Raw genomic sequence first — 24,665 nt, forward strand, 5'->3', positions numbered from 1 at the left:
CGACCACGCCGCCGGGCGAGTGTGAGGAGGGCGAGCCCGACTGCGAGCCCACCACACCTCCCACCACCAACCCGCCGACCACCACGCCCCCGGGTGAGTGCGAGGAGGGTGAGCCGGGGTGCGAGCCGACCACGCCTCCGGGTGAGTGCGAGGAAGGCGAGCCCGACTGCGAGCCCACCACGCCTCCGGGTGAGTGCGAGGAGCCCGAGCCGGGGCAGACCCCCGAGCCCGGCTGCGAGCCGACCCATCCCACCACCCCGCCCGAGCTCCCCGACACGGGTAGCGATCCCGCCCTGTGGGGAGCGGCCGCGATCAGTGCCGCCCTCATCATCGGCGGTACCGTCGTCCAGCTCCGCGGCGGACGCCTCGTCCGCACCCGCCGCCACTGACGTACGGCTGACGTGACGTCAACAGAGGCCCCCACCCTCACCGGTGGGGGCCTCCGGCGTTGCTGCACATGGGGGAACCCCGCGCGACGTTTCGGCCGAGAGGCTCGTTCACACGGCATGAATCTGCGCTCTCACGCCGGCATGGGCCTCCTCATGACCGCGCTCGCCTCCGCCGCCATGGCCACCCCGGCCGCCGCCGTCGAGGCCCCGGTGGTCGTTCCCCTCCAGGGCCTGGAGCCGGTCCTCCCCATGGACGCCCCGACCGTCGCGACCGGCGTCCCCGTGCCGGTGCCCGGCGCCCCCACCGGTTTCCAGAAGGGCTTCGGCGCCCTGCCCGACGTGGTCCTGCCGAGCGTCCCGCTCACCGGCACCCTGCCCGAGACCGTCGTGGCCGCCCCGCTCCCCGAGCTCCTGGAGGGCAGTGAGCCCGGCAGGGCGCTCCTCGCCACCCCGCACTCCGAGATGCAGGCCGCCACCCCCGGCGCCATCCTCGGCAACCCCCTTGAAGCCCCCCGCGGCAACGGCCTCGCCGGCGTGCCCGACCTCCACGTGCCGCAGCTCGGCCTCGTCACCCCCATGCTCAGCGGAGCCCTCGACTCCCAGCTCGGCCTCGCCCCCGAGCACGGCTGAACCTTCCCCTCCCTGCGCTCCGGAATTCTGTACGAACGCGATCCGGGCGAGTGAAGACACGATTCTTCCCCGCTACCGCACGGGGTGCTCCTCGTTGCACCGGAAGGCTTGTCGCATGGCCGCGGCCCGTGGTCCGGTGCCCCGCCCGTCGTATCCGACGGCGGGCGGTCGCCGGACCACGGACCACTTCTTTCCGGGATTCCCTTCCTGAATCCGGGGCTTTTCAGATTTCCCTCCTCCCGTTCGGTCCAAAGGCCGTGACCCGTCCCGTGGTACGGCGTTGAACGGAAGTGACGGCCGTGATCCCTGCGGTCGCTCGACCCATTCAAGGAGTTCTGATGTCTCGCTTCGCCAAGGCTGCCGCCGTTCTGGCCGGCACCGGTGCCGTTGCCCTCACCGGAGCCGGCCTGGCCGTCGCCGACTCGGGCGCCGAGGCCGTCGCCGCCGGCTCCCCCGGTGTCGTCTCCGGCAACGTCGTGCAGGTCCCGATCCACGTGCCGGTCAACCTCTGCGGCAACACCGTGAGCGTCATCGGTGCGCTGAACCCGGCCTTCGGCAACACCTGCATCAACGCCGACGGAGGCCCGGACCGCAACGGCGGCGACGGCGGCTACGGCGGCTGAACCCGCCCCCGTGCTTTCCCGGACGTCCCCCCGGTCCCGCCAGGGCCGGGGGGACGTCCGTGTCCGGGGGCCGGTCCCGCCGGGTCAGACGTACCGGTAGATCTGGCCGTGGTCGGACATCTCCGCCGGCGTCACGCCCCACGGCGCCATCGGCTCGTGCCGCGCCACCACCTTCCGGTACTGCGCGTCGCCCAGCGGCAGCGGTTCCGCCGGCAGGTACGCGGCCCCCGGATTGCGCTGCTGCCACCGCGACCACACCAGGTCCACGAAGGAGTGGTGCAGCCAGAACACCGGGTCGTTCACCGAGCCGCCGCCCAGCATCAGACCGCCCACCCAGCGGTGCACCCGGTTGTGGATCCGGAACCGGTCGTTGCCCGAGCCCGGCGCCCACCCCTCCAGACGGTTGCGGAGACCCGAGGGACTGGTCGAGTTCCAGGGAGCCGTGTCGTACGCCCGCTCCCGCAGCACCTCGTCCAGCTGGGCCGCCGTCGGCAGCGTGATCGGATCGCGCGGACGGCCGAAGTCCCTGGTCAGGTACGAGACCTCGGTCATCGCGTACTTCACCGTCCACCTCCCGGCGGCGTAGGCGAAGGGGCCGGTGGTCACCTGGAGGTCCGAGCGGCGCCCGTTGCCGCCCATGAAGTCCTCCGACCAGAGCGAGGCCGCCGGCGTGTTGTCCCGGGTCCAGTCCCAGTACGGCACCGTCACCGTCGCGTCGATCCGGCGCAGCGCACGCTCGAACTCAAGGAGGAACTTCCGGTGCCAGGGCAGGAAGCTCGGCGCCATGTGCGCGACCCGCAGCCGGCCGCCGCCGTCGGCCGTGTAGAAGTCGATGTGCGTGCGGACGAACTCGTCGTACTCGCCGCGGCGCTTCAGTTCGAGCACCGCGGCCACGAAGCTCCGGCGCTCGGCCGCGGTCAGATCGCGCTGGTTCTTACGCGTGTACACCACGCGGGTTCCCTCCCGTGAAGTCGCTGAAGTCGCTGGGATCGGTGTGGTCGCCGTGCGCCGCCGCGTACCGGGACAGCGGGGCCGGTCCCGCCGCGTCCACGGCCGTACGGGTGGCGGCGAGCGGGGTCGGGCAGGACGCGTAGTGGTCGAGCGGGGTCACCCAGCCGCCGTCGGCGCACCGCATCAGGTGCAGCGGCCGGCCGTCCACCAGGGCCACCGGCTCGCCCCCCGGCCCCGTGAGGCCGCGGATCCGGCGGCCCGCGTACATCTCGTCGAAGAGGTACGGATCCGGTTCCTCCGATTCGGGGGAGCGCGCCGCGATCCGGCCGAGGACGCCGCCGGTGGCGGCGGTGACGGCCAGCGCGAAAAGGGACCGGAGGGCGACACGGCGCGGGAAAGGCATCGGCGATCTCCTGGTGTCGACGAGAGGATTCGGGAACGGCGGTGCTTCGGGAACAAGGGGGCTTCAGGGCACAACGATGAAAACCCGGGTTCGTTGCGGCCGGGAGTTCGACCGGGGGAATGTCGGCCGGATGAGTGAATTCGGCACGAGGAAAGAGCGGCCGGGCCACTAGCATCCGTCCCCATGACCACTCCCCCTGTCCTTTCCGAGGCGCGCAGCGCCTCCCCGCTCGGCACGCTCACGGTGATTCCGTGGTCCAGCGAGGCCACCGACGACTCCGCCGGGACGCCTTTCCTCATGGCGTATTCGCTCGGTGACGGCCGTGACGGGCCGGAGGCCGGTCAGCAGGCGATGCGCTCCGCCCTGGAGGCCATGGGCCTCTCGGTCGGAGACCGGCTCTTCGACCTGGAGAAGGACGCCGGGATCAACGCCTCGCTGCTCGTCGAGGGCGGTTCCGCGGTGCTGACCCTGCCCTTCCTCAAGGTGCAGTGCCCGGTGCCCGCCGAGTGGCAGGCCGCCGCCCGCGAGAGCGGCAAGATCTACTTCCTCTGCTCGGTGCGCCCCTGGGCTGAGGGGGTCCCGGGGCGGCCCGTGGACGAGGACCGGCTGCGGGCCTTCGTCTCCGACGAGGAGATGCTCGCCGACTGCGCCCATGTCCTGATGCCGGTCCGGCGCGTGCAGGGCTGAACGGAAGGGGCGGCGCGATGACGACGCTCGGGGTACGGGACGGTGTGCCCGGCCGGAGGCAGGAGGACCGTGCGGCGCCGGCCGGGCGGCGGGAGGACGGGACGGTCGGCGCGGGGCGGGCGCTCGGCTGGCTGCTGGTCGTCACCGGGGCGGCCGGGATCCTGGCCGCGTGGGTGATCACGATCGACAAGTTCCTCCTCCTGGAGGACCCGGGCTTCCAGCCGGGGTGCAGCCTGAACCCGGTCGTGTCCTGCGGGAGCGTGATGAAGAGCGAGCAGGCCTCGGTCTTCGGCTTCCCCAACCCGATGCTCGGTCTCGTCACGTACGCCGTCGTCGTCGCCGTCGGGGCCGGGCTCCTCGCGGGGGCCCGGTACCGGGGCTGGTTCTGGCTGGGGCTGAACGGCGGGATGCTGTTCGGGGTCGGCTTCTGTACCTGGCTGATGCAGCAGTCGCTGTACGAGATCAACGCGCTCTGCCTGTGGTGCTGCCTCGCCTGGGCGGCGACCCTCACCATGTTCTGGTACGTCACCGCGCACAACGTGCGGACCGGGGTGCTGCCCGCCCCGGCGGCGGTGCGCGGCTTCTTCGGCGACTTCGCCTTCGCCCTGCCCGTCCTGCACACCGGGATCATCGGGATGCTGATCCTGACCCGGTGGTGGGACTTCTGGACCAGCTGACGTGACCTCTTCCCGTACGTGGCCGCGGGCCGCACTCCTGGTGCTGCTCGCGGCCGGTCTCGCGTTCCTGCTGCTGCACGACCGGCTCGCGCCCGGCGAGCGGCACACCGGGACCCGGGCCGCGCCCGGCGTCTCGCTGCTGCCCCGGGTGCCCTCCGGCTTCTTCACCGGCTCCGACGCGGAGGGGGTGCGGCGGATCTCCGGGGCGGAGGAGTGGCTGGGCGGCGGCGAGCTGCGGGTCGGGCACACCTATCTGCCGGGCGACCGGTGGTCCAACATCGAGGGGCATCCGGAGCTCTTCGCGCCCTGGGCGCGGTGGAAGGCCGAGCGGCCGGGGCGGCTCTTCGTGCTCAACGTGCCGATGATGGACCGCAACGAGGCCGGGCTTACCGACGCAGAGGTCCGCGAGGGGCTGCGGCGGGGCGCGGGCGGCGCCTTCGGCGTCCACTTCCGGGCGCTCGGCGAGAGGCTGGTGGAGCACGGGCTCGGGGACGCGGTCCTGGTGCTCGGCTGGGAGATGAACGGCACCACGTACGGGCACCGCTGCGGGCCGGACCCGGCGGCCTGGAAGGCGTACTGGCGACAGACGGTCGGGGTGCTGCGGGCGGTCGAGGGGCAGCGGTTCCGCTTCGACTTCACGCCGAGCCGGGGGCGGGACGCGGTGCCGTGGCCGGAGTGCTACCCCGGCGACGACGTCGTCGACATCATCGGGATGGACGCCTACGACCAGCCGGAGGGGCTCTCCTTCGAGGAGCAGGTGGGCGAGGAGTACGGGCTCGCACACCACGTGGCCTTCGCGAAGGAGCACGGCAAGCCCGTCTCGTACCCGGAGTGGGGGCTCTTCCGGAACGGGGACAACCCGGCGTACGTGCGGGGGATGCTCGAATGGTTCGCCGCCCACCGGCCCGTCTACCAGACGGTGACGGACTACTGCCCGCACGGGGTGTGGGGGTGCGCGGACAATCCGCGGTCGGCCGAGGTGGTCAGGGGCGCGCTGGGAGCGCCGGGCCGGCCTTGAGGGTGTCGACCGTGCGGTGCAGCAGGTCCATGAGGTCCTCGGTGAGGCCGCGTTCCGCCCAGTAGAGGGTGGCCTCGCGCAGGGCGCCGAGGACGGCGGCGGTGAAGACCCGTACCTCCAGGTCGTCGGGGGCGCGGCCGGTGCGGTCGGCGAGGGCGCGGGCGAGCCGGCGGCCGGTCTCGGCGGTGGTCTCGGTCAGCCGGGCGCGGACGGCGGGGGTGTCGGCCATGAGCCGGGCGCGGAGCCGGATCTCCTCCGGGTCGGCCGCCAGGGCGGAGCCGAAGGCCTCGGCGAGGACCGCGCGGAGGGATTCGAGGGGCTCCTCGCCGGCGGGACGGGCGCGGAGCAGGGCTTCGAGGTGGTCGTCGTTGTCGTCGGTGAGGAGGATGTCCTCGCGGACGGGGAAGTAGCGGACGACGGTGGAGGGGGAGACGTCGGCCTCGGCGGCGATCCGCTCGACCGTTGCCGCCTCCCAGCCGTCGGAGGCGGCGATCCGGCGGCCGGCACGGCGGATCTCCGCGCGGGTCCGCTCCTTCTTCCGTTCCCTCAGACCCTTGGACATACCGTCATTCTGCCTGGTCAGGCCTGGTAGGCGACCAGGGAGATGCCCACGTAGTGGACGATGAAGGCGGCGAGGGTGAGGGAGTGGAAGACCTCGTGGAAGCCGAACCAGCGCGGGGACGGGTTCGGGCGCTTCATGCCGTAGATGATGCCGCCGGCGCTGTAGAGCAGGCCGCCGACGATGACGAGGACGAGGACGGCGATGCCGCCGGTCCGCATGAAGTCGGGGAGGAAGAAGACGGCGGCCCAGCCCATCGCGATGTAGCAGGGGGTGTAGAGCCAGCGGGGGGCGCCCACCCAGAAGACGCGGAAGGCGATGCCGGCGGCCGCGGCGGCCCAGACCGCCCACATGAGCGGGGTCGCGGTGGAGTCGGGGAGCAGCAGCAGGGTGAGCGGGGTGTAGGTGCCCGCGATGATCAGGAAGATGTTGGCGTGGTCGAGGCGGCGCAGGACCGCCTCGCCGCGCGGGCCCCAGTTCCCCCGGTGGTAGAGCGCGCTGATGCCGAAGAGCAGGCAGGCGGTGAGCACGTAGACGCCGCAGGCGATGCGGGCGCGGGGGGAGTCGGCGAGGGCGACCAGGACCAGGCCCGCGACGATCACGGCGGGGAACATGCCCGCGTGCAGCCAGCCTCTGAGCCGTGGCTTCAGCGGGAGCGACGGGGCCTGGGCGGGCGGGGCGGAGGCGGCCTGGGTCACGTCCGGCATGGCTGCAGTCATGAGACGGAATCGTACCTACGGACCCGTAGCTCTCGGATATGAGTGGCGATGCTCACGTGTGCACCCCCCTGGACATATGGGCGTTTCCATCGGATGATCAAATGAGTGCGGTCGGCACCGGATGAGCAGCTACGACGCATCCGGGTCGCAGCCCCCACGGGGCATACAGCGGAACACACCCCTCTACAAGGAGCGATCGTGGCGCGCGACAACGCGGCTCCCCTTCCCACCCAGCACCAGGAGCTCATCTCCTGGGTGAACGAGATCGCGGAGATCACCCAGCCGGACAGCATCGTCTGGTGCGACGGTTCCGAGGCCGAGTACGACCGCCTGTGCGAGGAGCTCGTCGCCAAGGGCACGTTCACGAAGCTCGACCCGGTGAAGCGACCGAACTCGTACTACGCCGCCTCGGACCCCAGCGACGTCGCGCGCGTCGAGGACCGCACCTTCATCTGCTCCGAGAAGGAGGAGGACGCGGGCCCGACCAACCACTGGAAGGCCCCGGCGGAGATGAAGGAGATCTTCGCGGGCGAGAAGGGCATCTTCCGCGGGTCGATGAAGGGCCGGACCATGTACGTGGTCCCCTTCTGCATGGGCCCCGTCGGCTCCCCGCTCTCCGCCATCGGCGTCGAGATCACCGACTCCGCGTACGTCGCGGTCTCCATGCGCACCATGACCCGCATGGGCCAGGCCGTCCTCGACGAGCTCGGCACCGACGGCTTCTTCGTCAAGGCCGTCCACACCCTCGGCGCCCCGCTCGCGGAGGGCCAGGAGGACGTGCCGTGGCCGTGCAACTCCACGAAGTACATCTCGCACTTCCCGGAGACCCGCGAGATCTGGTCGTACGGCTCCGGCTACGGCGGCAACGCGCTCCTCGGCAAGAAGTGCTACGCCCTGCGCATCGCCTCCGTCATGGCCCGTGACGAGGGCTGGCTCGCCGAGCACATGCTCATCCTCAAGCTCACCCCGCCGCAGGGCGAGGCCGAGGCCCCCAAGTACATCGCCGCCGCCTTCCCGTCGGCCTGCGGCAAGACCAACCTCGCCATGCTGGAGCCCACGATCCCCGGCTGGACCGTGGAGACCATCGGCGACGACATCGCCTGGATGCGCTTCGGCGAGGACGGCCGCCTCTACGCCATCAACCCCGAGGCCGGCTTCTTCGGCGTCGCGCCCGGCACCGGCGAGCACACCAACGCCAACGCCATGAAGACCATGTGGGGCAACTCCGTCTTCACCAACGTGGCGCTCACCGACGACGGCGACGTGTGGTGGGAGGGCATGACCGAGGAGGCGCCCCGGCACCTCACCGACTGGAAGGGCAACGACTGGACGCCGGAGTCCGAGACCCCGGCCGCCCACCCGAACGCCCGCTTCACCGTCCCGGCCGGCCAGTGCCCGATCATCGCGCCGGAGTGGGAGGACCCGAAGGGCGTGCCGATCTCGGCGATCCTCTTCGGCGGCCGCCGTGCCTCCGCCGTGCCTCTGGTCACCGAGTCCTTCGACTGGAACCACGGCGTCTTCCTCGGCGCCAACGTGGCCTCCGAGAAGACCGCCGCCGCCGAGGGCAAGGTCGGCGAGCTGCGCCGCGACCCCTTCGCCATGCTGCCGTTCTGCGGCTACAACATGGGCGACTACATGGCGCACTGGATCAAGGTCGGCGCGTCCGCGGACGCCGCGAAGCTGCCGAAGATCTACTACGTCAACTGGTTCCGCAAGAACGACGCCGGCCAGTTCGTGTGGCCCGGCTTCGGCGAGAACAGTCGCGTCCTGAAGTGGATCGTCGAGCGCCTCGACGGCAAGGCCGAGGGCGTCGAGACCCCCATCGGCATCCTGCCGACGAAGGAGGCCCTGGACACCGACGGCCTGGACCTGGCCGACGAGGACCTGGACTTCCTGCTCACCGTCGACAAGGACGTGTGGCGCGAGGAGGCCGGCCTGGTCCCCGCGCACCTGGAGACCTTCGGCGAGCACACGCCGAAGGAGCTGTGGGACGAGTACGAGGCGCTGGTCGAGCGCCTGGGCTGATCCCGTAGCGGCACCGAGACTCGTGGTGGGCTGCCCCGACATTCCGCCCTGACCAGTGGGGGTCACGACGGTCCACCACGACGCATCCGGCCCCGGAGCCCCCTCAGGCTCCGGGGCCGGCGCATGTCCGCCGCCGGCCCGGAGGACCGGCCGGGGTCAGAGGATCGGCTGGGTGGCCTCGACCACCGCGATGGCGGCGCGGCAGGCGTCGCGGAACTTCACGAACTCGCCGTTCCAGCTCGACGCGCGCCCGCCACGGGACCCGTAGTCGTCGAAGAGGCTCTGGCGCAGCTCGGTCGTCAGCTCCAGCTGGGCGCCCATGGACAGCATCGTGCGGTTGCACGGGTTGTTCACGTGGCTGCCGTCGAAGTCGGCCAGGGTCGCCGAGTACGGGGACTTGAAGGCGTCGACGGCCTGGAAGCCCGCCTTCTTCAGCTCCGTCACCAGGGCCGTGCGGAAGGCCGGGTTCAGACCGCCGACGACCGCCACGCGGCGGTTGCCCGTCGCCGGGAACTCCGAGGTGGGCAGCTTGAGCTGGTCGAAGGTGCAGCCGTGCAGCGAGAGCACGTTGAGGTGGCTGGACACCAGCGACAGGGCGACGTGGTCGTCGCAGTTCTTCGAGGTCACGTGGAGCGCCCTGTTCCCGCTGGAGAGCAGGCCCTCGAACATGAAGTAGTCGTGCGTGACCGGCAGCACCGGCGCGCCGGCGGAGTCGCTCGGGCTGTAGCCGGCGATGCCGAGGCACAGCTCGGAGGTGCCGATCTCGATGCCGCCGCCGTGCAGCGCGAGGACCGCGGTGCGCGGGAAGTCGTACTTCTGGCCCATCTGGAGGTCGAACTTCTCGTGCCTGCGGTAGCGGCGGCTGAAGGTCGAGCCCTCCTCCGAACCGAGCGCCTTGTAGAGCGCGGTGTTGGAGGGGTACTCCTCCGAGTAGTCCGCCGCGACCGCCGGAGCGGCGGCGGCGAGCTGGCCGAGGAGCGGAGCGCCCGCCGCGGCTGCGGCGAAGGCCGTCAGGACGGTGCGGCGGGACGCGGAACGATCATTGAGTGTCATGCCCGGAACATAGCCCAGGGGGGTGGCGGCCCCGGTGTCAGGTCCCCCGGTCCTCCAGATAGCGGGTGTGCGCCCGCTGGCGGAGCTCCTCCGCCTCCTGGAGCTCCGCCGCGATCCGGCCCGCCTCCTCGCGCAGGGCGGTCAGCTGCCGCTCCAGATGCCGCTCGGGCGGTTCGGAGCCCGGGTTCACCCGGGACCACCAGCGGGTCCGTACGAAGGCGTCGACCGCCTCCGGCACGTCCTGGCGCACCGCGCGGGCCAGCACGTGGAGGTGGTCCGGGTCGCTGACCCAGCCCGGTTCGAGCAGCGCCTCGAAGAGCGCGTCCAGGGCGTCGAGGAGCTCCCGGGCCGGCTCCGGCAGCTCCACCTCCGCCAGGTACTCCCGCAGGGTGGCGTGGTCGGCGCGCAGTGACTCCAGCTGCTCGTCCGTGCCGGGGAAGGCCGGGGCGTCGGGCCGCTCGGGCGGGGCGATCAGCGCCCCCGCCGCGTACAGGCCCGCCACCACCAGCGGCCACAGCGCACCGGCCGCGCCGGTGAGGGTGAGGCCCACGCCGACGAGGCCGCAGGCGCAGCCGGTGAGGTTCTTGCGGGACTCGGCGTAGCGGAGCACCGGGTTACTGGTAGCCACGGATCTCCTCGAAGGCGCCGTTCAGGGAGCCCTTCGTGGCGTCGAAGAGCTTCCCGCCGGTCAGGTCGGCGATGTGCTCCAGCTCGACCCGGTCGGAGTCGCCGAAGAGGATCGGGAAGACCGGGGTGTGCCGCTGCCCGGCGGGCAGGTCGCGGAAGAAGGCGTCGAAGTCGCCGCCCTTCATGCCGTCGGTGTTCTCCCCGTCCGTCATGAGCACGATCGAGGTGAAGGTGTCGCGGGGGGAGGCGCCCAGACTGCGGTAGGCCTCGGTGAGGCTGGAGTAGATCGCGGTGCCGCCGGAGGCGGTGAGCCTCCCGGCGTCGGCGCGGATCGCCTCCCGGGCCTTCGCCGGGTCCTTCGGGTCGACGGTGTAAGCGCGCACCTCGCCGGTCTTCACGGTGCTGCCGAAGGGCATCAGGGTGACCTCCTCGCGGTCCCGGAAGTCCTCGGTGAGCTCGGCGAGCGCCTCCTTCAGACGGGTCAGCCGCTCGCCGCCCATCGAGCCCGAGGTGTCCAGGACGTAGACCGTGCGGGAGGGGCGGCGGAGCGTGTTGTCGTACGCGTCGAGCAGGCCGTCGGCGACGGAACGGCTGCCGGGGAAGGGCAGTTCGCGCCGCAGCCCCCGGTCCAGCCGGGGCGAGGGCTCGACGCCGGCGACGACCGGGCGGCGCAGGGTGGTCTCGGTGATCCGCCGCTGGGCCTCGGGGGTGCGCAGGTAGGCGGTGAGTCGCTGCGCGGACTCCTTGGCGCCCGCGGAGGCGGCGGTGAGCAGGGTGAGCGGGTAGTCGGCGGTGACGACGCCGTCGGAGGGGCGGATCACGGTGAGCGCGCCGGGCGTGGAGAGCAGCACGGACTCGTAGTTGACGAGCGCGTCGACGTCGGCGCGGCGGGCGTAGGAGGTGGCGAGCCAGCCGGAGGAGCCGGAGGTGAGCTTCTGGCCGGCGAAGAACTCGCGGAGCTTCGGGGTGGCCTTCCTGACGTCCTGGTCGGTGAGGGCGGACTGGGCGCCGGAGAGACCGGAGGCGACCGACACCAGGGCGGAGAAACCGGAGTTGGAGCGCTTCGGGTCGGTCATGCCGTACGTCAGCTTCCCCGCCGCGACCGCCTGGTGCAGCTGCGACCAGGTGACCTTCCCCGGGTCCCAGCCGAGCCGGGTGACGACCTCGGGACGGACGCCGAGCGCCACCGGGGAGGTCATCACCGGGGTCTCGTTGGTGATCCGCCCCGCGGTGTCGGGGCGCAGCCGCAGGTAGTCGTTGGAGGAGAGCCAGACGGCGTCGTACTCCTTCTCGGCGCGGCCGGAGGCGATCTGCTCGACGGCGTCGAGGGTGCCCGCGTAGGTGGGGCGGACGGTGACGCCGGTGGCCTCGCGGGCCTCCTCCAGGACCGGTGCCATGTCGGCGAGTTCGGAGGAGGCGAGGACGCGGAGGGTGCCGGGCGCGGCGGGGGCGGTCGGGTCGGCTTTCGGGCGGCTTGAGCTCTGGCCGCCCTTCGGATCGTCGGAGGACGAGCAGGACGCGGCGGTGGTGGTGAGGGCGAGGCCGAGGGCCAGGGCGGCGAGCAGTCGCGTACGGGATCTCATGCGGGTGTTCACGCGGTCGGGCCGCCTTCCAGGGCGTTCGTGCGGCGGCTGCGGTCCAGATGGGCGCTCGCTTCCCGGAGTTCGCCGGTGAGGGACCGTACGGTCTCCGCCATCGCCTCGGTCGCCTGCACCTTGTACGTGTCGATGGCGTCGAGGGTGCGGTAGATCTGCTGGAAGGCGGTGCGCAGGGTCTCGGCGCCGACCGCCGGGTCGGCGGCGATCCGCTGGATCTCGCCGGCCTGGCCGGCGAGCATCTCGGCGTTGCCCCGGATCAGGTCCTCGGTGGTCGAACGGAGCGCGTTCACCTGCTCGGTGACCTTGCGCTGGTTCTCCAGGGCGGAGGCGAGCACGACCGCGATCCGCAGCGCCGACAGGGTCGTCGTCGCGGCCCGGTCCACGCCCTTGATCAGCTCGTCGTTGTTCCGCCGGACCACGTCCATCGCGAGGTATCCCTGGGCGCAGACGGCGAGTTGGGTGAGCAGGTCCTGGTGCTTCTGGCGGACCGGGAAGAGGACGTCGGCGCGGAGCGCGTCCGCCTGGGCCGGGTCCGCGGTGGCCGCGATCCGCTGCTCCACGGCCGCGTCCAGGGCCTCGGTGAGGACGGCGAACTCCTGGAGCTTGCCCATGGTCTCCCACAGCCGGGCCCGCTCGGTCTGCAACGCGGCGTTGTCGCGGCGGAGTTCGTCCTGGCCGCCGCGGAGCGCGCCGACGATCCGGTTGAGGGCGGCCTGCGAGGAGGCGTACGCGGCGACGTGGTCGCGGAACCGGTTGCCGCCGGGCAGCTTCGAAAGGAGAGCCTTGAAGCCCTTGCCGGGGGTGTCCCGGGGGTCCAGGTCCTCGACTGTGCGCCGGAGTTCGACGAGCGAGGAGCCGACGCGGGCCGGGGCGTCCCCGCCGCCCCGGCCGAGCGAGCGGACCGTGCGGTCCAGCATCCGGTTCGACTGCTGGGCGGCGGCCCGCATCTCCCCGGAGCCGAGCGCGGCGATCTCGCCGATGCGGTCGGCGAACTCGGGGGAGCGCGGGTCGAGTCCGGCGAGCGAACCCACGTACTCCTCGGCCCGGCGGACCGTCTCCGCCCGCACCGACTCGTCCAGCGGCACCAGGCCGGAGGCCTGCTCGGCGCGGACGGCGGGGGCCGGGGCGGGCGGGGTGAGGACGAGCGGGGTGTCGTGCTCGGGCGGGGTCAGGACGAAGGTGCTCTCCGGCGGGCCCGCGTACGGGTTGCGGGCCCGCCCGCCGGCGCGCGGGTCGGTGTGGTGCTCGGTCATGCGGTGCCCCCCTGGTCACGGGTCCGCCGCGCCATGTCGCGCAGCACCGCGCCGGTGGGCACGGGCGCCTGGCGGACTCCGGTCAGTGTCTGGTTGAGGTATTCGCCGTGCGGGGTGGTGGCCTCGGTGAACTCGGGCGCGGCGCCCTGCGGCCGGAAGCCGTGCCGGACGGCGAGGCGGCGCAGCTCCGGGTCCTCGGAGAGCAGCCGGCCCAGCTCCTTGCCCCCTTCGGTGAGCGGGACGAGGGTGTGGTCGCTGTTGACCGTGGTGTCCGGGTAGAGCACGACGAGGTCGCCCATCGGCCGGTCGGCGAGGAGCTGGGCGGCGACCTGGGACTCGTACACGAGGACCAGCGGGTTGCCGACGCCGCTCACGAAGTCCCGGAAGGGGGCGTCGGATCCGGTCTGCTGGGCGCCCTGCACCCGGGTCAGCTTCCGCAGCAGCGGGGCGGTGCGGCCGACGGCCTCCTTGCCGTCCGCGACCCGGCCGCCGTCGGCGACGTAGCTCGCGGCGGCGAGGTAGAGGGCGCCGGAGTTGGAGGCCAGCGGGTCGGTGGAGGTGATGAAGAGGGTCCCGCTCAGCTCGGCGTGCCGGTCGGCGCCCTTGAGCTGCTGCCAGGTCCGGTCGGCGCGGACGGCGGCCAGGTAGGCGTCCATCCGGAGGATGCCCCGGGTGCCGCGGGCGGTGAGGGTGACCAGGCCGTTGTCGGCGAGGACCCGGGCGGCGTTGTTGTGCGCGACCACCACCAGGGGCGAGTAGAACGGGCGCAGCGGTGCGGCGAGGGCCTTGTCGGCGGCCTTGGCGCGCAGCTCGTCGGCCGGTCCCTTCGAGGACGGGAACGCGAAGTCGTACCCCTTGAGGGGGAGTTGCTCCATGTCCCAGGACCCTGAGGTCTCGGTCCGCACGGTGAGGCCCTTGGCGGACAGGGCCTTCACGACGTCGGGGTCGGCGAAGAACTCGCTCTTCTCCGACCCGATGACTCCTCGCACGGTCTTCGTCGCCGTGCTCTGGTCCTGATCGCCGCCCGTCAGGAGGACGGCGGCCACGCCGCCGAGGAGCAGGACGGCCAGGACGATTCCGAGAATGCGTCTCACGCGGGCAGCGTGCTCGCGGAAACCCACATTCCAGGGGGAGTTGGGTGGACGGCGGGTGAAGTGCCGATCCCGGTAGGGAACCGGAGGGACGCCCGCCGGTGGGTTGGTTGGCTCCCGGGCCGCGCGTTTCGTGCCGCGCGGCCCGGGGCCGTCAGGGGGCGGCGACCGGGGGTCCCCGGCGGCCGTCAGGGGGCGGCGGCCAGGGGGTCCCCGGCGAGCGCCGCGGTGTGCGCGTCCATCCGCTCCGCCGCGAGGATCGCGGCGGAGGTGTCCGCGCGGGAGGCGGCGACGACCAGGGCGCGGCCCGCGAGCGCGTGCGCCTTGCGGTGCAGTTCCTCGCGGGGGGCGCCGCTCAGCCCCGCGTGGCGGGCGGGCGGCGCGCCGCGCAGCCGGGCCACCTGCCGGGCGATCCGCTCGCCGCCCTCGTCGTCGCCGAGCTCGTCGGTCACGGCGAGCAGGGCGGCGAGGTGCCCGGCGAGCTGGATGTCCAGCTCCTCCTCGCGGGAGCGGTGCGGGTAGGCGCCGGGGGCGTCGGCCGCCGTGTGGACCGACTTGGTGCGGATCGGTTCGTACATGGGACGGCCTCCTGACTGCTCGAAGACCATCCTAGCTTAGATACTGTCTAAAGTTGAGCTGCGTCCGATCCGTGGGCGGGCGGCGCTCCCAGGGGCTCAGTGCTGGCTGTAGCCGTCCAGGAAGCGGCCGATCCGCGTCACCGCGTCCGCGAGGTCCGCGACCGCCGGCAGCGTCACGATCCGGAAGTGGTCCGGCTCGTGCCAGTTGAAGCCCGTCCCGTGCACCACCATGATCTTCTCGGCCCGCAGCAGGTCCAGGACCATCTGCCGGTCGTCCTTGACCTTGTAGACGTTCGGGTCGAGCCGCGGGAACAGGTACAGCGCGCCCTTCGGCTTCACGCAGGTCACGCCCGGGATCGAGGTCAGCAGCTCGTACGCCGTGTTCCGCTGCTCCAGGAGCCGCCCGCCCGGCAGCACCAGGTCCTCGATCGACTGCCGCCCCTGGAGCGCGGCGGCCACCGCGTGCTGGGCCGGCATGTTCGCGCACAGGCGCATGTTGGCGAGGATCGTCAGGCCCTCGATGTACGAGGACGCGTGGTGCTTCGGGCCGCAGACCGCGAGCCAGCCGGAGCGGAAACCGGCCACCCGGTAGTTCTTGCTCATGCCGTTGAAGGTGAGGCAGAGCAGGTCGGGGGCGATCGCGGCGGTCGGGGTGTGGGTGGCGCCGTCGTAGAGGATCTTGTCGTAGATCTCGTCCGAGCAGACCACCAGGCCGTGCCGGCGGGCGATCTCGGTGAGCGAGCGCAGCATCTCGTCGTCGTAGACGGCGCCGGTCGGGTTGTTCGGGTTGATGATCACGATCGCCTTGGTGCGGTCGGTGATCTTCCGCTCGATGTCGGCCAGGTCAGGCATCCAGTCCGACTGCTCGTCGCAGCGGTAGTGCACCGCCGTACCACCCGCCAGGGAGACCGAGGCCGTCCACAGCGGGTAGTCGGGGGCCGGGACGAGGACCTCGTCGCCGTCGTCGAGCAGCGCCTGCATCGACATCTGGATCAGCTCGGAGACGCCGTTGCCGAGGTAGATGTCCTCGACGGAGAGGTGGATGCCCTTGGTCTCGTAGTGGCTCATCACCGCGCGGCGGGCCGAGAGCAGCCCCTTCGCGTCGCCGTAGCCGTGCGCCTCGGAGAGGTTCCGGAGGACGTCCTCCAGGATCGCGGGCGGGCACTCGAAACCGAAGGCGGCCGGGTTTCCGGTGTTGAGCTTGAGGATGCGATGACCCGCGGCTTCGAGCCGCATCGCCTCTTCGAGCACCGGGCCCCGGATTTCGTAACAGACGTTGGCGAGCTTCGTGGACTGGATCACCTGCATGACGAGAGCTTACGGCGGCCGGGGGCGCGATGCGTCGTGTTCTCGGACACGTCGGGCATCCCGGAGGGAGCCGGGGCGCCGATCGCGGGAGGGCCGGTGGTGTGATCCACGCAACGTGGCGCGCTCCCTGCAATGCGGGGCCATGAGCTTCGAGGACCCTGACAGACGTTCGAACGGCCGCCGCCGTCACGCCTCCGCCCGGCGCGGGCGGGGCGCCCTGTGGCTGGCCGTCGCGGGCGGGGTCGCGGTCCTCGGACTCGGCGCGGCGGCCCTGTCCGGCGGGAGCGGGGGGACCCGGGGGCCCGCCGAGCGGGAGCGCGAGGGCGCCGGCCTGCCCACCCTGATCCAGCCGGGGGCACCCAGCCCCTCCGACGGCTCGGAGCCCCCGGCCACGGCGGGGCCCGGCCGCACCGCCGACGCGACCCCGTCCGCCTCGGAGACTTCCTCCGCCTCCCCCACGCCTCCCGCGCCGGAGACCCCCTCCGCGCCGGCCACGGCCCTTCCCTCCGCCACCACCGGCCCGGCCCCCACGGCGACCGAAGGCGGCGGCGAGGGCACAAGCCGGGGCAGGTCCGACGACGCCCCCGGGGTCAGGAAGAAGCCCAGGTAGTTTTGTCGGTCATGTGGGTCGTGAGCGGTTCCGGATGCCGGTGGCTGGGTGCGGGCGGCGCGCTCGCCGTGACCGTCGGCGGGTACGCGGCCGGCGCGCTGCCCGTGCTCGGCGGGGGACCGCTGTGGGAGCAGAGGGGGACCGGGGGGACCGGACTCCTCGGGGCGGTGCTCGCCGCCGTCGGGCTCACCGTGCTCGTCGCCGCCTGGTGGCGGTACGGCGTGCTGCTCGCGCGCGGGGCCGCCGGGGGAGTCCTCGGGACGCTCGCCGCGTGGACGGCACCGCTGCTCGCCGCCCCGCCGCTGCACAGCGCCGACGTGTACAGCTACATCGCCCAGGGCGCGATGGTCCTGGAGGGGTACGACGTGTACGGGGCCGGGCCCTCGGTGCTCGGGCCCGGTGAGCTCGGCGCGGAGGCGGCGGCGAGCGTCGGCGGGAACTGGACCGACACCCCGGCCCCGTACGGGCCCGCCTTCCTGCTGGTCGCCGAGGCGGTCGTCAAGCTCACCGGCGGGGCCGTCGTCCCGGCCGTGCTGCTGCTGCGGCTGGTCGCCGTCGGCGCGCTGGCGCTGATCGTGTGGGCCGTACGCGGCTTCGGGCGCGGTTCCGGGGACGGCGAGAGGGACGGCGAGAGGGACGGCGACGGGGCCGTGTGGCTCGCCGCCCTCAACCCGCTGCTCCTCGTCCACGTCGTCGGCGGCGTCCACAACGACGGCCTGATGGCCGGGCTCATGCTCGCGGGCGTGCTGCTCGCCGTGCGCGGGCGGTGGGTCCTGGGCAGCGCGCTCGTCGGGTGCGCCGTGATGGTGAAGTCGCCCGCCGCCGTCGCGCTCCTCTTCATCGGGGTGCTCGTCGCCCGCCGGGCCGGCGGCGGGGCCCGGGGGATCGCCCGGGGGCTGGTCCTCCCGGGGGCGGTCGCCGGGGCCGTGGCGGCGGGGGCGAGCCTCGCCGCCGGGACCGGCTTCGGCTGGCTGGGCACCCAGTCCGTGGCCGGGGCCATCCACACGCCGCTGTCGCTCACCAGCGACCTCGGCCTCGCGCTCGGCTCGCTGGTCGCGGACGACCCCGGGCCGGTCAAGGCCGTGGTGCAGAAGCTGGGGCTGCTGGCCGCCGTCGTGATCATCGCGCTGCTCGCGCTGCGCGCGTACCGGGGCCGCCTCGACCCCGTCCTCGGCCTCGGGTACTCCCTGGTGGCCCTGGTCGCGCTCTCCCCGATGGTGCAGCCCTGGTACCTGCTGTGGGGCACGGTCGTCGTCGCGGCCGTCGCCTGGCACAGCAGGGCCGGGCAGGTGCTCGCCGTCCTTTCGGCGGCGCTCGTGTACGAGACCCAGCCCTCCGGTCACACCCCCTGGTACGGCTTCGTCGCCGCCGGTCTCGTCCTCGCGCTCGGCGCGGTGTGGCTCCGGCGCGACCGGTGGCCCGCCGGAGCCGGGGACCTCAGTGTCCGTCCAGCAGGGACCGCAGTCCGCGTGTGAGGCGCTCGTACTCGTCCGGCCGGTTGTAGACCTGCCCGCAGACCCGGATCCCGCCGCCGCCCGGCCATGGCCAGATCAGCACCCGGCAGCCGAACCGGACCATGATCTCCTCGCGCAGCGCCTCCGCCTCGGGCCGCGTCCGGGCGAACCGTTCCGGCAGCCGGAGCGCGCGCATCGCGAGCCGCGCGTCGGACGGCAGCGGCGTCACCCCCGGCAGCCGCGCCAGAAGCCCGGCGCCGTACGCCGCGAGGGCGCTGTTGTGCGCCCGTACGGCTCCGGCGCCGAGCCCCGCGAGCAGGTCCAGGCCCTCGGGGGCGGCGAGCAGGCCCGTGTAGTCGGCGGTCGCGCGGTACTCCACGGAGCGGGGGAAGCCCCGGTGGTCCTCCCAGGACGGCACCGGCGCGGGCACCCGGTCCCGCAGCGCGGGCGCGACCGCGAGGACGGCGCTGCCCGGAGGCGCGTACCCCCATTTGTGCAGGTTGCCGAACCACAGGTCCGGGCGTCCGGCGAGGGGATCGGCCAGCATCCCGGGCGCGTGCGCCCCGTCCACGACCGTGGTCACCCCGCGCGCGGCCAGCTCGGAGAGCAGCCCGGGCCCGGCGACGATCCGGGCCGTCGGCGAGCTGATCCGGTCGAGCAGCGCCACCTTCGTGCGGGGCGTCAGCGCGGCGAGCACCGCCTCCCGGACCGCCTCCTCGTCCGGGAGCCCCGGGTCCAGCGGGACGGTGACGATCCGGGCCCTGCGGGCGGCGGCCGCGACGACCGTCCCGTAACCGTGGTCGGTGACCAGCACCTCGTCGTCGGGGGCGAGCCGCAGCGCGTCCAGGGCGAGGTGCGCGGCCTCGGTGGCGTTGGTGACGAGCGCGATGCCCTCCGGCTCCGCGCCCAGGTGGGCGGCGATCCGCTCCCGGGCGGCGGCCAGCCGGTCCGGCGCGCCGAGGAAGAACGCGTCCGGATCGGCGGCGGCCTCGTCGGCGATCCGCCGCCGCGCCCGGGCGACGGGCAGCGGGACGGCGCCGAAGGAGCCGTGGTTGAGGTGCGCCACGCGCGCGTCGAGCCGGAAGAGCTCCGGACCGCCGGGGAAGACGCCGGCCGTGCCTTCCGAGTCTTCCGACGGGCTCATCGGACCTCGGCCGTCGCCGTGGCGCCCGGGGCGACCTTCACGCGGACCGTCGTGTACGTCACGCCGTCGATCGTACGGGTCTCGGCCGGGCGGGCCGTGCCGTTCACCACGACCGTGCGATGGGCGCCGGGGAAGCGGGCCTCCCAGGTGTACGGGGCCGGGCCCGCCGTGTGGGTGAGGGCGGAGCGGCGGGCGCCGTCGTGCCGCAGGGCGAAGACCGAGTCGCCGATCCGCAGGTCCTCGATGCCCAGCCACTCCATGCCCGAGGGCAGCCGGGACAGGGTGGAGAGGGAGCGGGCGGGGGCGTCCGGGGTGACGCCGAGGAGGCCCTGCACGGTCTGGCCGACGAGGGTGAAGGAGACCTCGGGGTAGTCGCCGTTGGTGCCCTGGCGGCGGTTGACGTGCGGGACGTCCTTCCGGGCGTGGATGTGCTTCATCCACGCCCAGGCCGTGTCGGGGCGGCCGTTGGCGAAGAAGGTGTCGGGGAGGTAGGTGAGCGCCTCGATGTTGGCGGGGCGGTCCGCGCCCCGCGCCTGCTCCTCGATGTAGTCGAGGTACGCCTCGCGGCGGGGACCCGGCGCGACGATCCCCTTCATCGGCATGAACCAGCTGTTCTCCTTGCCCCAGCCGGTCAGCGCCCGCCCGTCGGTGGTGTAGCCGCGGACCATGTCCGCGCCCGAACCGGTCCCGCTCCACTCGGAGTTGAAGTACCGCTTCAGCTCGGCGGCGCGGCGGGCGAAGTCGGCGGCGAGGGCCCCGTCGCCCTTGGCGCGGGCGAGCGCGGACATCGCCCGGTACGCCTGGTACTGGGAGCCGATGGCGTCGCCGGCCTCGGCCAGCGGCTCGTCGCTCTGCTCGTTGTAGCTGGCCACGCCCTGGAAGATGCCCCCGCCGGTGCCCTCGGCGACCTTCACCCGGGCGCCGTTGTCCTTCCGTCCGTCGTGGAGGGCGACGAACTCCTCGGTGGCGTGCCGGTAGAACTCCCACAGCACCGGGTCGTCGAGGTAGCTCCGGTCGCCGGTCCAGCGGTACGCCTCCTCGGCCTTCTGGACCAGTTCGAAGACGGCGGGGACCTCGCGGACGAAGAGGTCGGGGCGGCGGTAGTCGATGGACAGGTAGGTGCGGTTGTCGAAGTTGAGCGCCCACACCGGGTAGTAGGCGTGCTCGGCGGTGGCGGAGGCGGCGAACGCGCGGAGCATCGCCTTGTTCTCGGCGTGCAGGCCCAGCACGCCCGCGCCGGAGAGCTGGTGGGCCGTGTCGCGGGAGTAGTAGCCGCTGCGGTTGGCGTAGCCGGCCCAGTAGGAAGGGGCGTAGACGCCGGTGCCGGTGCCGCCGGTCTGGCGCTCGTCGGCGTTCAACGGGCCCTCGGTGCCGGGGAGGTGGACCCAGCTGTTGGCCTTGGCCGCCGCCCAGGCGAACATCGCGGCGGCCTCCGGGTCGCTGGAGCTCACCCGGGGGACGGCGGCGGCGGGGGAGACCATCACGTCGTCGGCGTTGACCCAGCCCTGGCCGGACTCGAAGGCGATCTCCAGGCGGTCGCCGGGGGCGAGGGCGACGGGACCGAGCGTGTGGCGGCGGTAGTCGGCGGCGGCCGGCAGCTCGACGGAGGCGGCGGGGGCGCCGTTGACGCGGAGCACGTACCGGCCGCCGGGACCGCCGGTGGCGAGCCAGGCGGAGACGACGTACGCCCCGTGTCCGGTGGCGGTGACCGTCTGCGCGACCTTCAGGCCGCTGCCCGCGTCGAGGTACGCGAGCCGGGCGCCGGCGTGCGGGTAGTTGGTCGCGGTTCCGGTGCCGGAGGTGAACTCCCAGCCCTGGCCGCCCGCTTCGAAGCCGGGATCGGAGACGGCGAGGAGCGCCGGGGCGGCGGACGGCGGGGTCCCGGCGGCGGCCGGGGCCGCGGTGAGCGGGGCGAGGGCGGCCAGCAGAGCCACGGCGGAGGCCAGGACCGTACGGGAACGCGTCATCGGGTTCTCCCGGAGGGCGGAGGGGTGGGGTGGGGGGTGGCGCGCGGCACGCTAGCAACCCGTACGCAGGCTTGCAATGGTTCTAGCAGGCTTCAAGCGACGGACGAACTGAAAGTTTTCACCAGAGGATTGCAACTCGACTCGGGCCGCTTGTACTGTCCCGGCCCATGGCAGACAACGACCGCGACGACGCGGACAGAAGCCGACCGGACCGCAGAGCCGTCCTGCGCATGGGCGGCGGCGCACTCGCCGCCGGACTCGGCGGCCTCGCCCTCACCGCCTGCACCGGCACCGGCGCGGACGGCGGCGGAGGCGGGAAGGGGGACCCGGGGAAGGGGAGCGTCAGCGTCTGGTCCTGGCAGGGACCCGCCGCCGAACTCAAAGCCCTGATACCGGAGTTCAACAAGACCTACCCGGACATCCAGGTCACCGTCGAGGACATCGGCAACCCCGCCATCTGGGAGAAGATCACCGCCGGACTCGCCGCCGGAGGCCAGGGTCTCGCCGACGTCCTCCACATCGGCGTCGACTACCTCCCCGGCTACGTCGAACGCTTCCCCGGCGGCCTCGCCGACCTCGCCCCTTTCGGCGCCACCGCCCACAAGGACGCCTTCGCGAACGGCCTCTGGGGCACCGTCAGCCCCGACGGGAAACGGGTCGACGCCCTTCCCTGGGAGGCCAATTCGGCGGGCTTCTACTACCGCGCCGACCTCTTCGAGAAGGCCGGCGTCGACGCCGAAGCCCTCCAGACCTGGGACGAGACCGTCGAGGCCGGCAAGCAGATCAAGGCGAAGACCGGCGCCCACCTCCTCGGCATCGACAAGCCCGCCTCCCAGGCCGACGCCGCCAACTTCTTCCAGATGCTGCTCCAGCTCCAGGGCACCTTCTACTTCGACCTCGAAGGCCGCGTCGCCCTGGACTCGCCCGAGGCCGTCCGGGCCATGACGCTCATCAAGACCATGAACGACGCCGGTCTCGTCAGCGACCTCTCCGGCGGCTGGAACACCCTGATGAGCTCCCTCAAGAAGGGCACCAACGCCGTCGTCCCCTACCCCACCTGGTTCGGCGGCGTCATCGAGGAACAGGTTCCCGACCAGGCCGGGCGGTGGAGGGTCCGGCTGCCCCCGGCCGTCCGCCGCGGCGGCCCCACCGCAGCCACCGTCAACTCCACCCACCTCGCCGTCGCCGGCAGCAGCAGGCACCAGGCCGCCGCCTGGTCCTTCGTCGAGTACGTCCTCACCCGCCCCGCCTCCCAGGTGCGGATCTACCGCGGCAAGGGCATCGCCCCCGCCCTCATGAAGGCCTACGACGACTCCGTCTTCCACGAGCCGTCCGCCTTCTTCGGCGGCCAGAAGAAGGGCGAGATCTTCCTCGCCGCCCTCAAGGCCCCCTCCCCGCCGGTCAACTACACCGCCGACTACGCCCGCGCCCTCAAGCTCGTCACCGACGCCCAGTCCAAGGTCCTCCTCAAGGGCGCGGACCCGGCCGCCGTCCTCCGCGACGCCGCCGCCGAACTCGTCCGCCAGACCGGCCGGAAGGCCGCCCGGTGACCCTGGCGAAACCGCTCCCGGCCACCGCCGCCGTCGCCCGCCCCCGGCGGCGGCCCCGGCGGCACGGCCGGGCGGCCCCCTACCTCTTCGTCCTGCCCGCCCTGCTGCTCTTCACCGCCTTCAAGCTCTACCCGATCGGCTGGTCCTTCCTCCTCAGCCTGCACCGCACCGTCGCCGGCACCGACACCTTCGTCGGCCTCGACAACTACGCCCGCCTGCTCGACGACCCGCTGATGTGGACCGCGCTCCGCAACACCCTCGTCATCCTCGCCGTACAGGTCCCGCTCATGCTGGCCCTCGCCACCGGCCTCGCCGTCGCCCTCGACTCCCGCATCCTCAAAGGCCGTTCCGTCTTCCGACTCGGCTTCTTCCTGCCGATGGTCACCGGCCTCGTCGCGTACGGCATCGTCTTCTCCGTCCTCCTCAACAAGGACTACGGACTCGTCAACTGGCTCCTCGGCCGCGCGGGCATCGGCCCCGTCCCCTGGCTCACCGACGGCATGTGGGCCCGGATCTCCCTCGGCCTCGCCCTCACCTGGCACTACACCGGCTACAACGCCGTCATCCTGCTCGCCCGCCTCCAGACCGTGCCCCGCGAGCTGTACGACGCCGCCGCCGTCGACGGGGCCGGAGCCCTCGCCGCCTTCCGCCACGTCACCCTGCCCGGCCTGCGCCCCGCCCTCCTCCTCACCACCGTCCTGTCGACGATCGGCACCCTCCAGCTCTTCGACGAGCCGACCGTCCTCACCGGCGGCGGACCCGACAACGCCACCCTCACCCTCGGCATGTACCTCTACCGCAACGCCTTCACCTACTACGACTTCGGCTACGCCTCCGCCGTCGCCTACGCCCTCACCCTCCTGATCGGCCTCCTCGGCCTGCTCCAGTTCCGCCTCCTCGGAGACCCGAAGGGAGACGCGCGGTGACCCCACGGACCACCGGCCGGTCGATCCTCCTCACCTCCGGCCTCGCGATCGCCCTCGCCGCCGTCGCCGTCCCCTTCTACTGGCTCGCGATCGGCGCCACCCACAGCTCCCAGGAGCTGTTCACCAGCCCGCCGCCGCTGCTGCCCGGCGGCCACCTCGCCGAGAACATCGAAACCCTCCAGGAGACCGCCCACTTCGGCCGGGTCGTCCTCAACTCCCTCGGCATCGCCACCGTCTACACCCTGCTCGCCGGCGCCGTCTGCACCCTCGCCGGATACGGCTTCGCCACCTACCGCTTCCGCGGCCGCGAAGCCCTCTTCGGCCTGCTCATGCTCGGCCTCGTCGTCCCCGCCCAGATCACCCTCGTCCCCCTCTTCCGGATGATGGCCGAACTCCACTGGCTCGGCACCTACCAGGCCGTCATCGCCCCCAACCTCGCCCTCCCCTTCGGGATCTTCCTCATGCGCCAGTCCATGGCCGCCCTCCCGCAGGAGCTCCTCGACTCCGGCCGCATGGACGGCTGCGGCGAGCTGCGGCTCTTCTGGCGGGTCGCGCTGCCGCCCATGCGGCCCGCCCTCGCCGCCCTCGCGATCTTCCTCTTCCTCTACCAGTGGAACGACTTCGTCTGGCCGCTCGTCGTGCTCCGCGACGACCTCACCTTCACCATCCCCGTCGCCCTCGCCTCCCTCCAGGGACTCGACGAGACCGACTACGGCGCCATCCTCGCCGGCACCTCGATCGCCGCCGTCCCGATGGCGGTCGTCTTCCTGCTCCTCCAGCGCCACTTCGTCTCCGGCCTCCTCGCCGGCGCGGTGAAGGAATGAC

24 protein-coding genes and 1 pseudogene are annotated in these 24,665 nt (G+C 72.9%); 12 read left to right on the plus strand and 13 right to left on the minus strand.

Features of this window, described 5'->3' with window-relative positions:
• The 3 genes and pseudogenes from QK442_RS28250 to QK442_RS28260 form a co-directional block, all read left to right on the plus strand.
• Positions 1–389, plus strand: a pseudogene (locus QK442_RS28250) (hypothetical protein); the annotation flags it as partial.
• Positions 390–506: 117 nt separating this feature from the next.
• A complete protein-coding gene (locus tag QK442_RS28255; protein WP_282696909.1) occupies positions 507–1,019 on the plus strand; it encodes a hypothetical protein in 513 nt (170 codons plus the stop codon).
• Positions 1,020–1,357: 338 nt separating this feature from the next.
• On the plus strand, positions 1,358–1,642 hold the full coding sequence (locus tag QK442_RS28260; protein ID WP_282696910.1) for a chaplin: 285 nt from the start codon (positions 1,358–1,360) through the stop codon (positions 1,640–1,642).
• 84 nt (positions 1,643–1,726) lie between these two features.
• Here the strand turns inward: QK442_RS28260 and QK442_RS28265 are convergent, their stop codons facing one another.
• Positions 1,727–2,593, minus strand: a complete 867-nt coding sequence (locus QK442_RS28265) for a tyrosinase family protein (RefSeq protein WP_282696911.1) — start codon at positions 2,591–2,593, stop codon at positions 1,727–1,729.
• Complete coding sequence (locus QK442_RS28270; protein WP_282696912.1) at positions 2,577–2,996, minus strand: tyrosinase family oxidase copper chaperone; 420 nt, start codon at positions 2,994–2,996, stop codon at positions 2,577–2,579. The genes QK442_RS28265 and QK442_RS28270 overlap by 17 nt, the downstream gene beginning before the upstream one ends.
• 183 nt (positions 2,997–3,179) lie before the next feature.
• Here QK442_RS28270 and QK442_RS28275 point away from each other — a divergent pair, with 183 nt between their 5' ends.
• Genes QK442_RS28275 through QK442_RS28285 form a run of 3 tightly spaced genes read left to right on the plus strand, consistent with a single transcriptional unit; the run spans position 3,180 to position 5,378 of the window.
• Positions 3,180–3,683 carry a DUF5949 family protein gene (locus QK442_RS28275; protein ID WP_282696913.1) on the plus strand — a complete coding sequence of 168 codons (504 nt, stop codon included), beginning with the start codon at positions 3,180–3,182 and terminating at the stop codon, positions 3,681–3,683.
• A 17-nt stretch (positions 3,684–3,700) separates the two neighbouring features.
• Positions 3,701–4,360, plus strand: coding sequence for a vitamin K epoxide reductase family protein (locus QK442_RS28280; protein ID WP_282696914.1), 660 nt, complete (start codon positions 3,701–3,703; stop codon positions 4,358–4,360).
• 1 nt (position 4,361) lies between these two features.
• On the plus strand, positions 4,362–5,378 hold the full coding sequence (locus QK442_RS28285; RefSeq protein ID WP_282696915.1) for a glycosyl hydrolase: 1,017 nt from the start codon (positions 4,362–4,364) through the stop codon (positions 5,376–5,378).
• On the opposite strand, the gene QK442_RS28290 is transcribed toward QK442_RS28285, so the two are convergent.
• Positions 5,344–5,940 carry a TetR family transcriptional regulator gene (locus QK442_RS28290; protein ID WP_282696916.1) on the minus strand — a complete coding sequence of 199 codons (597 nt, stop codon included), beginning with the start codon at positions 5,938–5,940 and terminating at the stop codon, positions 5,344–5,346. The genes QK442_RS28285 and QK442_RS28290 overlap by 35 nt on opposite strands.
• A gap of 17 nt (positions 5,941–5,957) precedes the next feature.
• Positions 5,958–6,644, minus strand: a complete 687-nt coding sequence (locus QK442_RS28295; RefSeq protein ID WP_282696996.1) for a hemolysin III family protein — start codon at positions 6,642–6,644, stop codon at positions 5,958–5,960.
• A 210-nt stretch (positions 6,645–6,854) separates the two neighbouring features.
• On the opposite strand from QK442_RS28295, the gene QK442_RS28300 reads away from it, so the two are divergent.
• Entirely contained in the window at positions 6,855–8,681 is a 1,827-nt protein-coding gene (locus QK442_RS28300) for a phosphoenolpyruvate carboxykinase (GTP) (protein ID WP_282696917.1), read from the plus strand.
• Between the two features lie 156 nt (positions 8,682–8,837).
• Here QK442_RS28300 and QK442_RS28305 read toward each other — a convergent pair whose 3' ends face one another.
• The 7 genes from QK442_RS28305 to QK442_RS28335 all read right to left on the minus strand — a co-directional run bounded on the left by QK442_RS28305 (position 8,838) and on the right by QK442_RS28335 (position 16,189).
• Positions 8,838–9,734: a poly-gamma-glutamate hydrolase family protein gene (locus tag QK442_RS28305; RefSeq protein WP_282696918.1), complete on the minus strand. Its 897-nt coding sequence runs from the start codon at positions 9,732–9,734 to the stop codon at positions 8,838–8,840.
• A gap of 37 nt (positions 9,735–9,771) precedes the next feature.
• On the minus strand, positions 9,772–10,362 hold the full coding sequence (locus QK442_RS28310; RefSeq protein WP_282696919.1) for a hypothetical protein: 591 nt from the start codon (positions 10,360–10,362) through the stop codon (positions 9,772–9,774).
• Complete coding sequence (locus tag QK442_RS28315) at positions 10,349–11,944, minus strand: VWA domain-containing protein (protein ID WP_282696997.1); 1,596 nt, start codon at positions 11,942–11,944, stop codon at positions 10,349–10,351. The genes QK442_RS28310 and QK442_RS28315 overlap by 14 nt, the downstream gene beginning before the upstream one ends.
• Before the next feature lie 8 nt (positions 11,945–11,952).
• A complete protein-coding gene (locus QK442_RS28320) occupies positions 11,953–13,212 on the minus strand; it encodes a toxic anion resistance protein (RefSeq protein ID WP_282696920.1) in 1,260 nt (419 codons plus the stop codon).
• On the minus strand, positions 13,209–14,333 hold the full coding sequence (locus QK442_RS28325) for a hypothetical protein (RefSeq protein WP_282696921.1): 1,125 nt from the start codon (positions 14,331–14,333) through the stop codon (positions 13,209–13,211). The genes QK442_RS28320 and QK442_RS28325 overlap by 4 nt, the downstream gene beginning before the upstream one ends.
• Before the next feature lie 158 nt (positions 14,334–14,491).
• Positions 14,492–14,881, minus strand: a complete 390-nt coding sequence (locus QK442_RS28330; RefSeq protein ID WP_282696922.1) for a hypothetical protein — start codon at positions 14,879–14,881, stop codon at positions 14,492–14,494.
• A gap of 96 nt (positions 14,882–14,977) precedes the next feature.
• Complete coding sequence (locus QK442_RS28335; RefSeq protein ID WP_282696923.1) at positions 14,978–16,189, minus strand: pyridoxal phosphate-dependent aminotransferase; 1,212 nt, start codon at positions 16,187–16,189, stop codon at positions 14,978–14,980.
• A 142-nt stretch (positions 16,190–16,331) separates the two neighbouring features.
• Here QK442_RS28335 and QK442_RS28340 point away from each other — a divergent pair, with 142 nt between their 5' ends.
• Both QK442_RS28340 and mptB read left to right on the plus strand, forming a co-directional pair.
• Positions 16,332–16,799, plus strand: a complete 468-nt coding sequence (locus QK442_RS28340) for a hypothetical protein (RefSeq protein ID WP_282696924.1) — start codon at positions 16,332–16,334, stop codon at positions 16,797–16,799.
• Between the two features lie 11 nt (positions 16,800–16,810).
• On the plus strand, positions 16,811–18,274 hold the full coding sequence (gene mptB / locus QK442_RS28345; protein WP_282696925.1) for a polyprenol phosphomannose-dependent alpha 1,6 mannosyltransferase MptB: 1,464 nt from the start codon (positions 16,811–16,813) through the stop codon (positions 18,272–18,274).
• On the opposite strand, the gene QK442_RS28350 is transcribed toward mptB, so the two are convergent.
• Positions 18,237–19,397: an aminotransferase class V-fold PLP-dependent enzyme gene (locus QK442_RS28350; protein ID WP_282696926.1), complete on the minus strand. Its 1,161-nt coding sequence runs from the start codon at positions 19,395–19,397 to the stop codon at positions 18,237–18,239. The genes mptB and QK442_RS28350 overlap by 38 nt on opposite strands.
• A complete protein-coding gene (locus QK442_RS28355; RefSeq protein ID WP_282696927.1) occupies positions 19,394–21,364 on the minus strand; it encodes a hypothetical protein in 1,971 nt (656 codons plus the stop codon). The genes QK442_RS28350 and QK442_RS28355 overlap by 4 nt, the downstream gene beginning before the upstream one ends.
• Before the next feature lie 167 nt (positions 21,365–21,531).
• On the opposite strand from QK442_RS28355, the gene QK442_RS28360 reads away from it, so the two are divergent.
• The 3 genes from QK442_RS28360 to QK442_RS28370 are packed head-to-tail and all read left to right on the plus strand — an operon-like array spanning position 21,532 to position 24,664.
• Entirely contained in the window at positions 21,532–22,914 is a 1,383-nt protein-coding gene (locus tag QK442_RS28360) for a sugar ABC transporter substrate-binding protein (RefSeq protein ID WP_282696928.1), read from the plus strand.
• The gene (locus QK442_RS28365; RefSeq protein ID WP_282696929.1) at positions 22,911–23,840 is read left to right on the plus strand and encodes a sugar ABC transporter permease; all 930 of its coding nucleotides are present in this window, start codon (positions 22,911–22,913) and stop codon (positions 23,838–23,840) included. Before QK442_RS28360 ends, QK442_RS28365 begins: the two co-directional genes overlap by 4 nt.
• Entirely contained in the window at positions 23,837–24,664 is an 828-nt protein-coding gene (locus QK442_RS28370) for a carbohydrate ABC transporter permease (RefSeq protein WP_282696930.1), read from the plus strand. Before QK442_RS28365 ends, QK442_RS28370 begins: the two co-directional genes overlap by 4 nt.
• The last annotated feature ends 1 nt before the right edge of the window (position 24,665 follow it).

The organism is Streptomyces sp. CC208A (assembly GCF_030010625.1).
GTDB lineage: Bacteria > Actinomycetota > Actinomycetes > Streptomycetales > Streptomycetaceae > Streptomyces.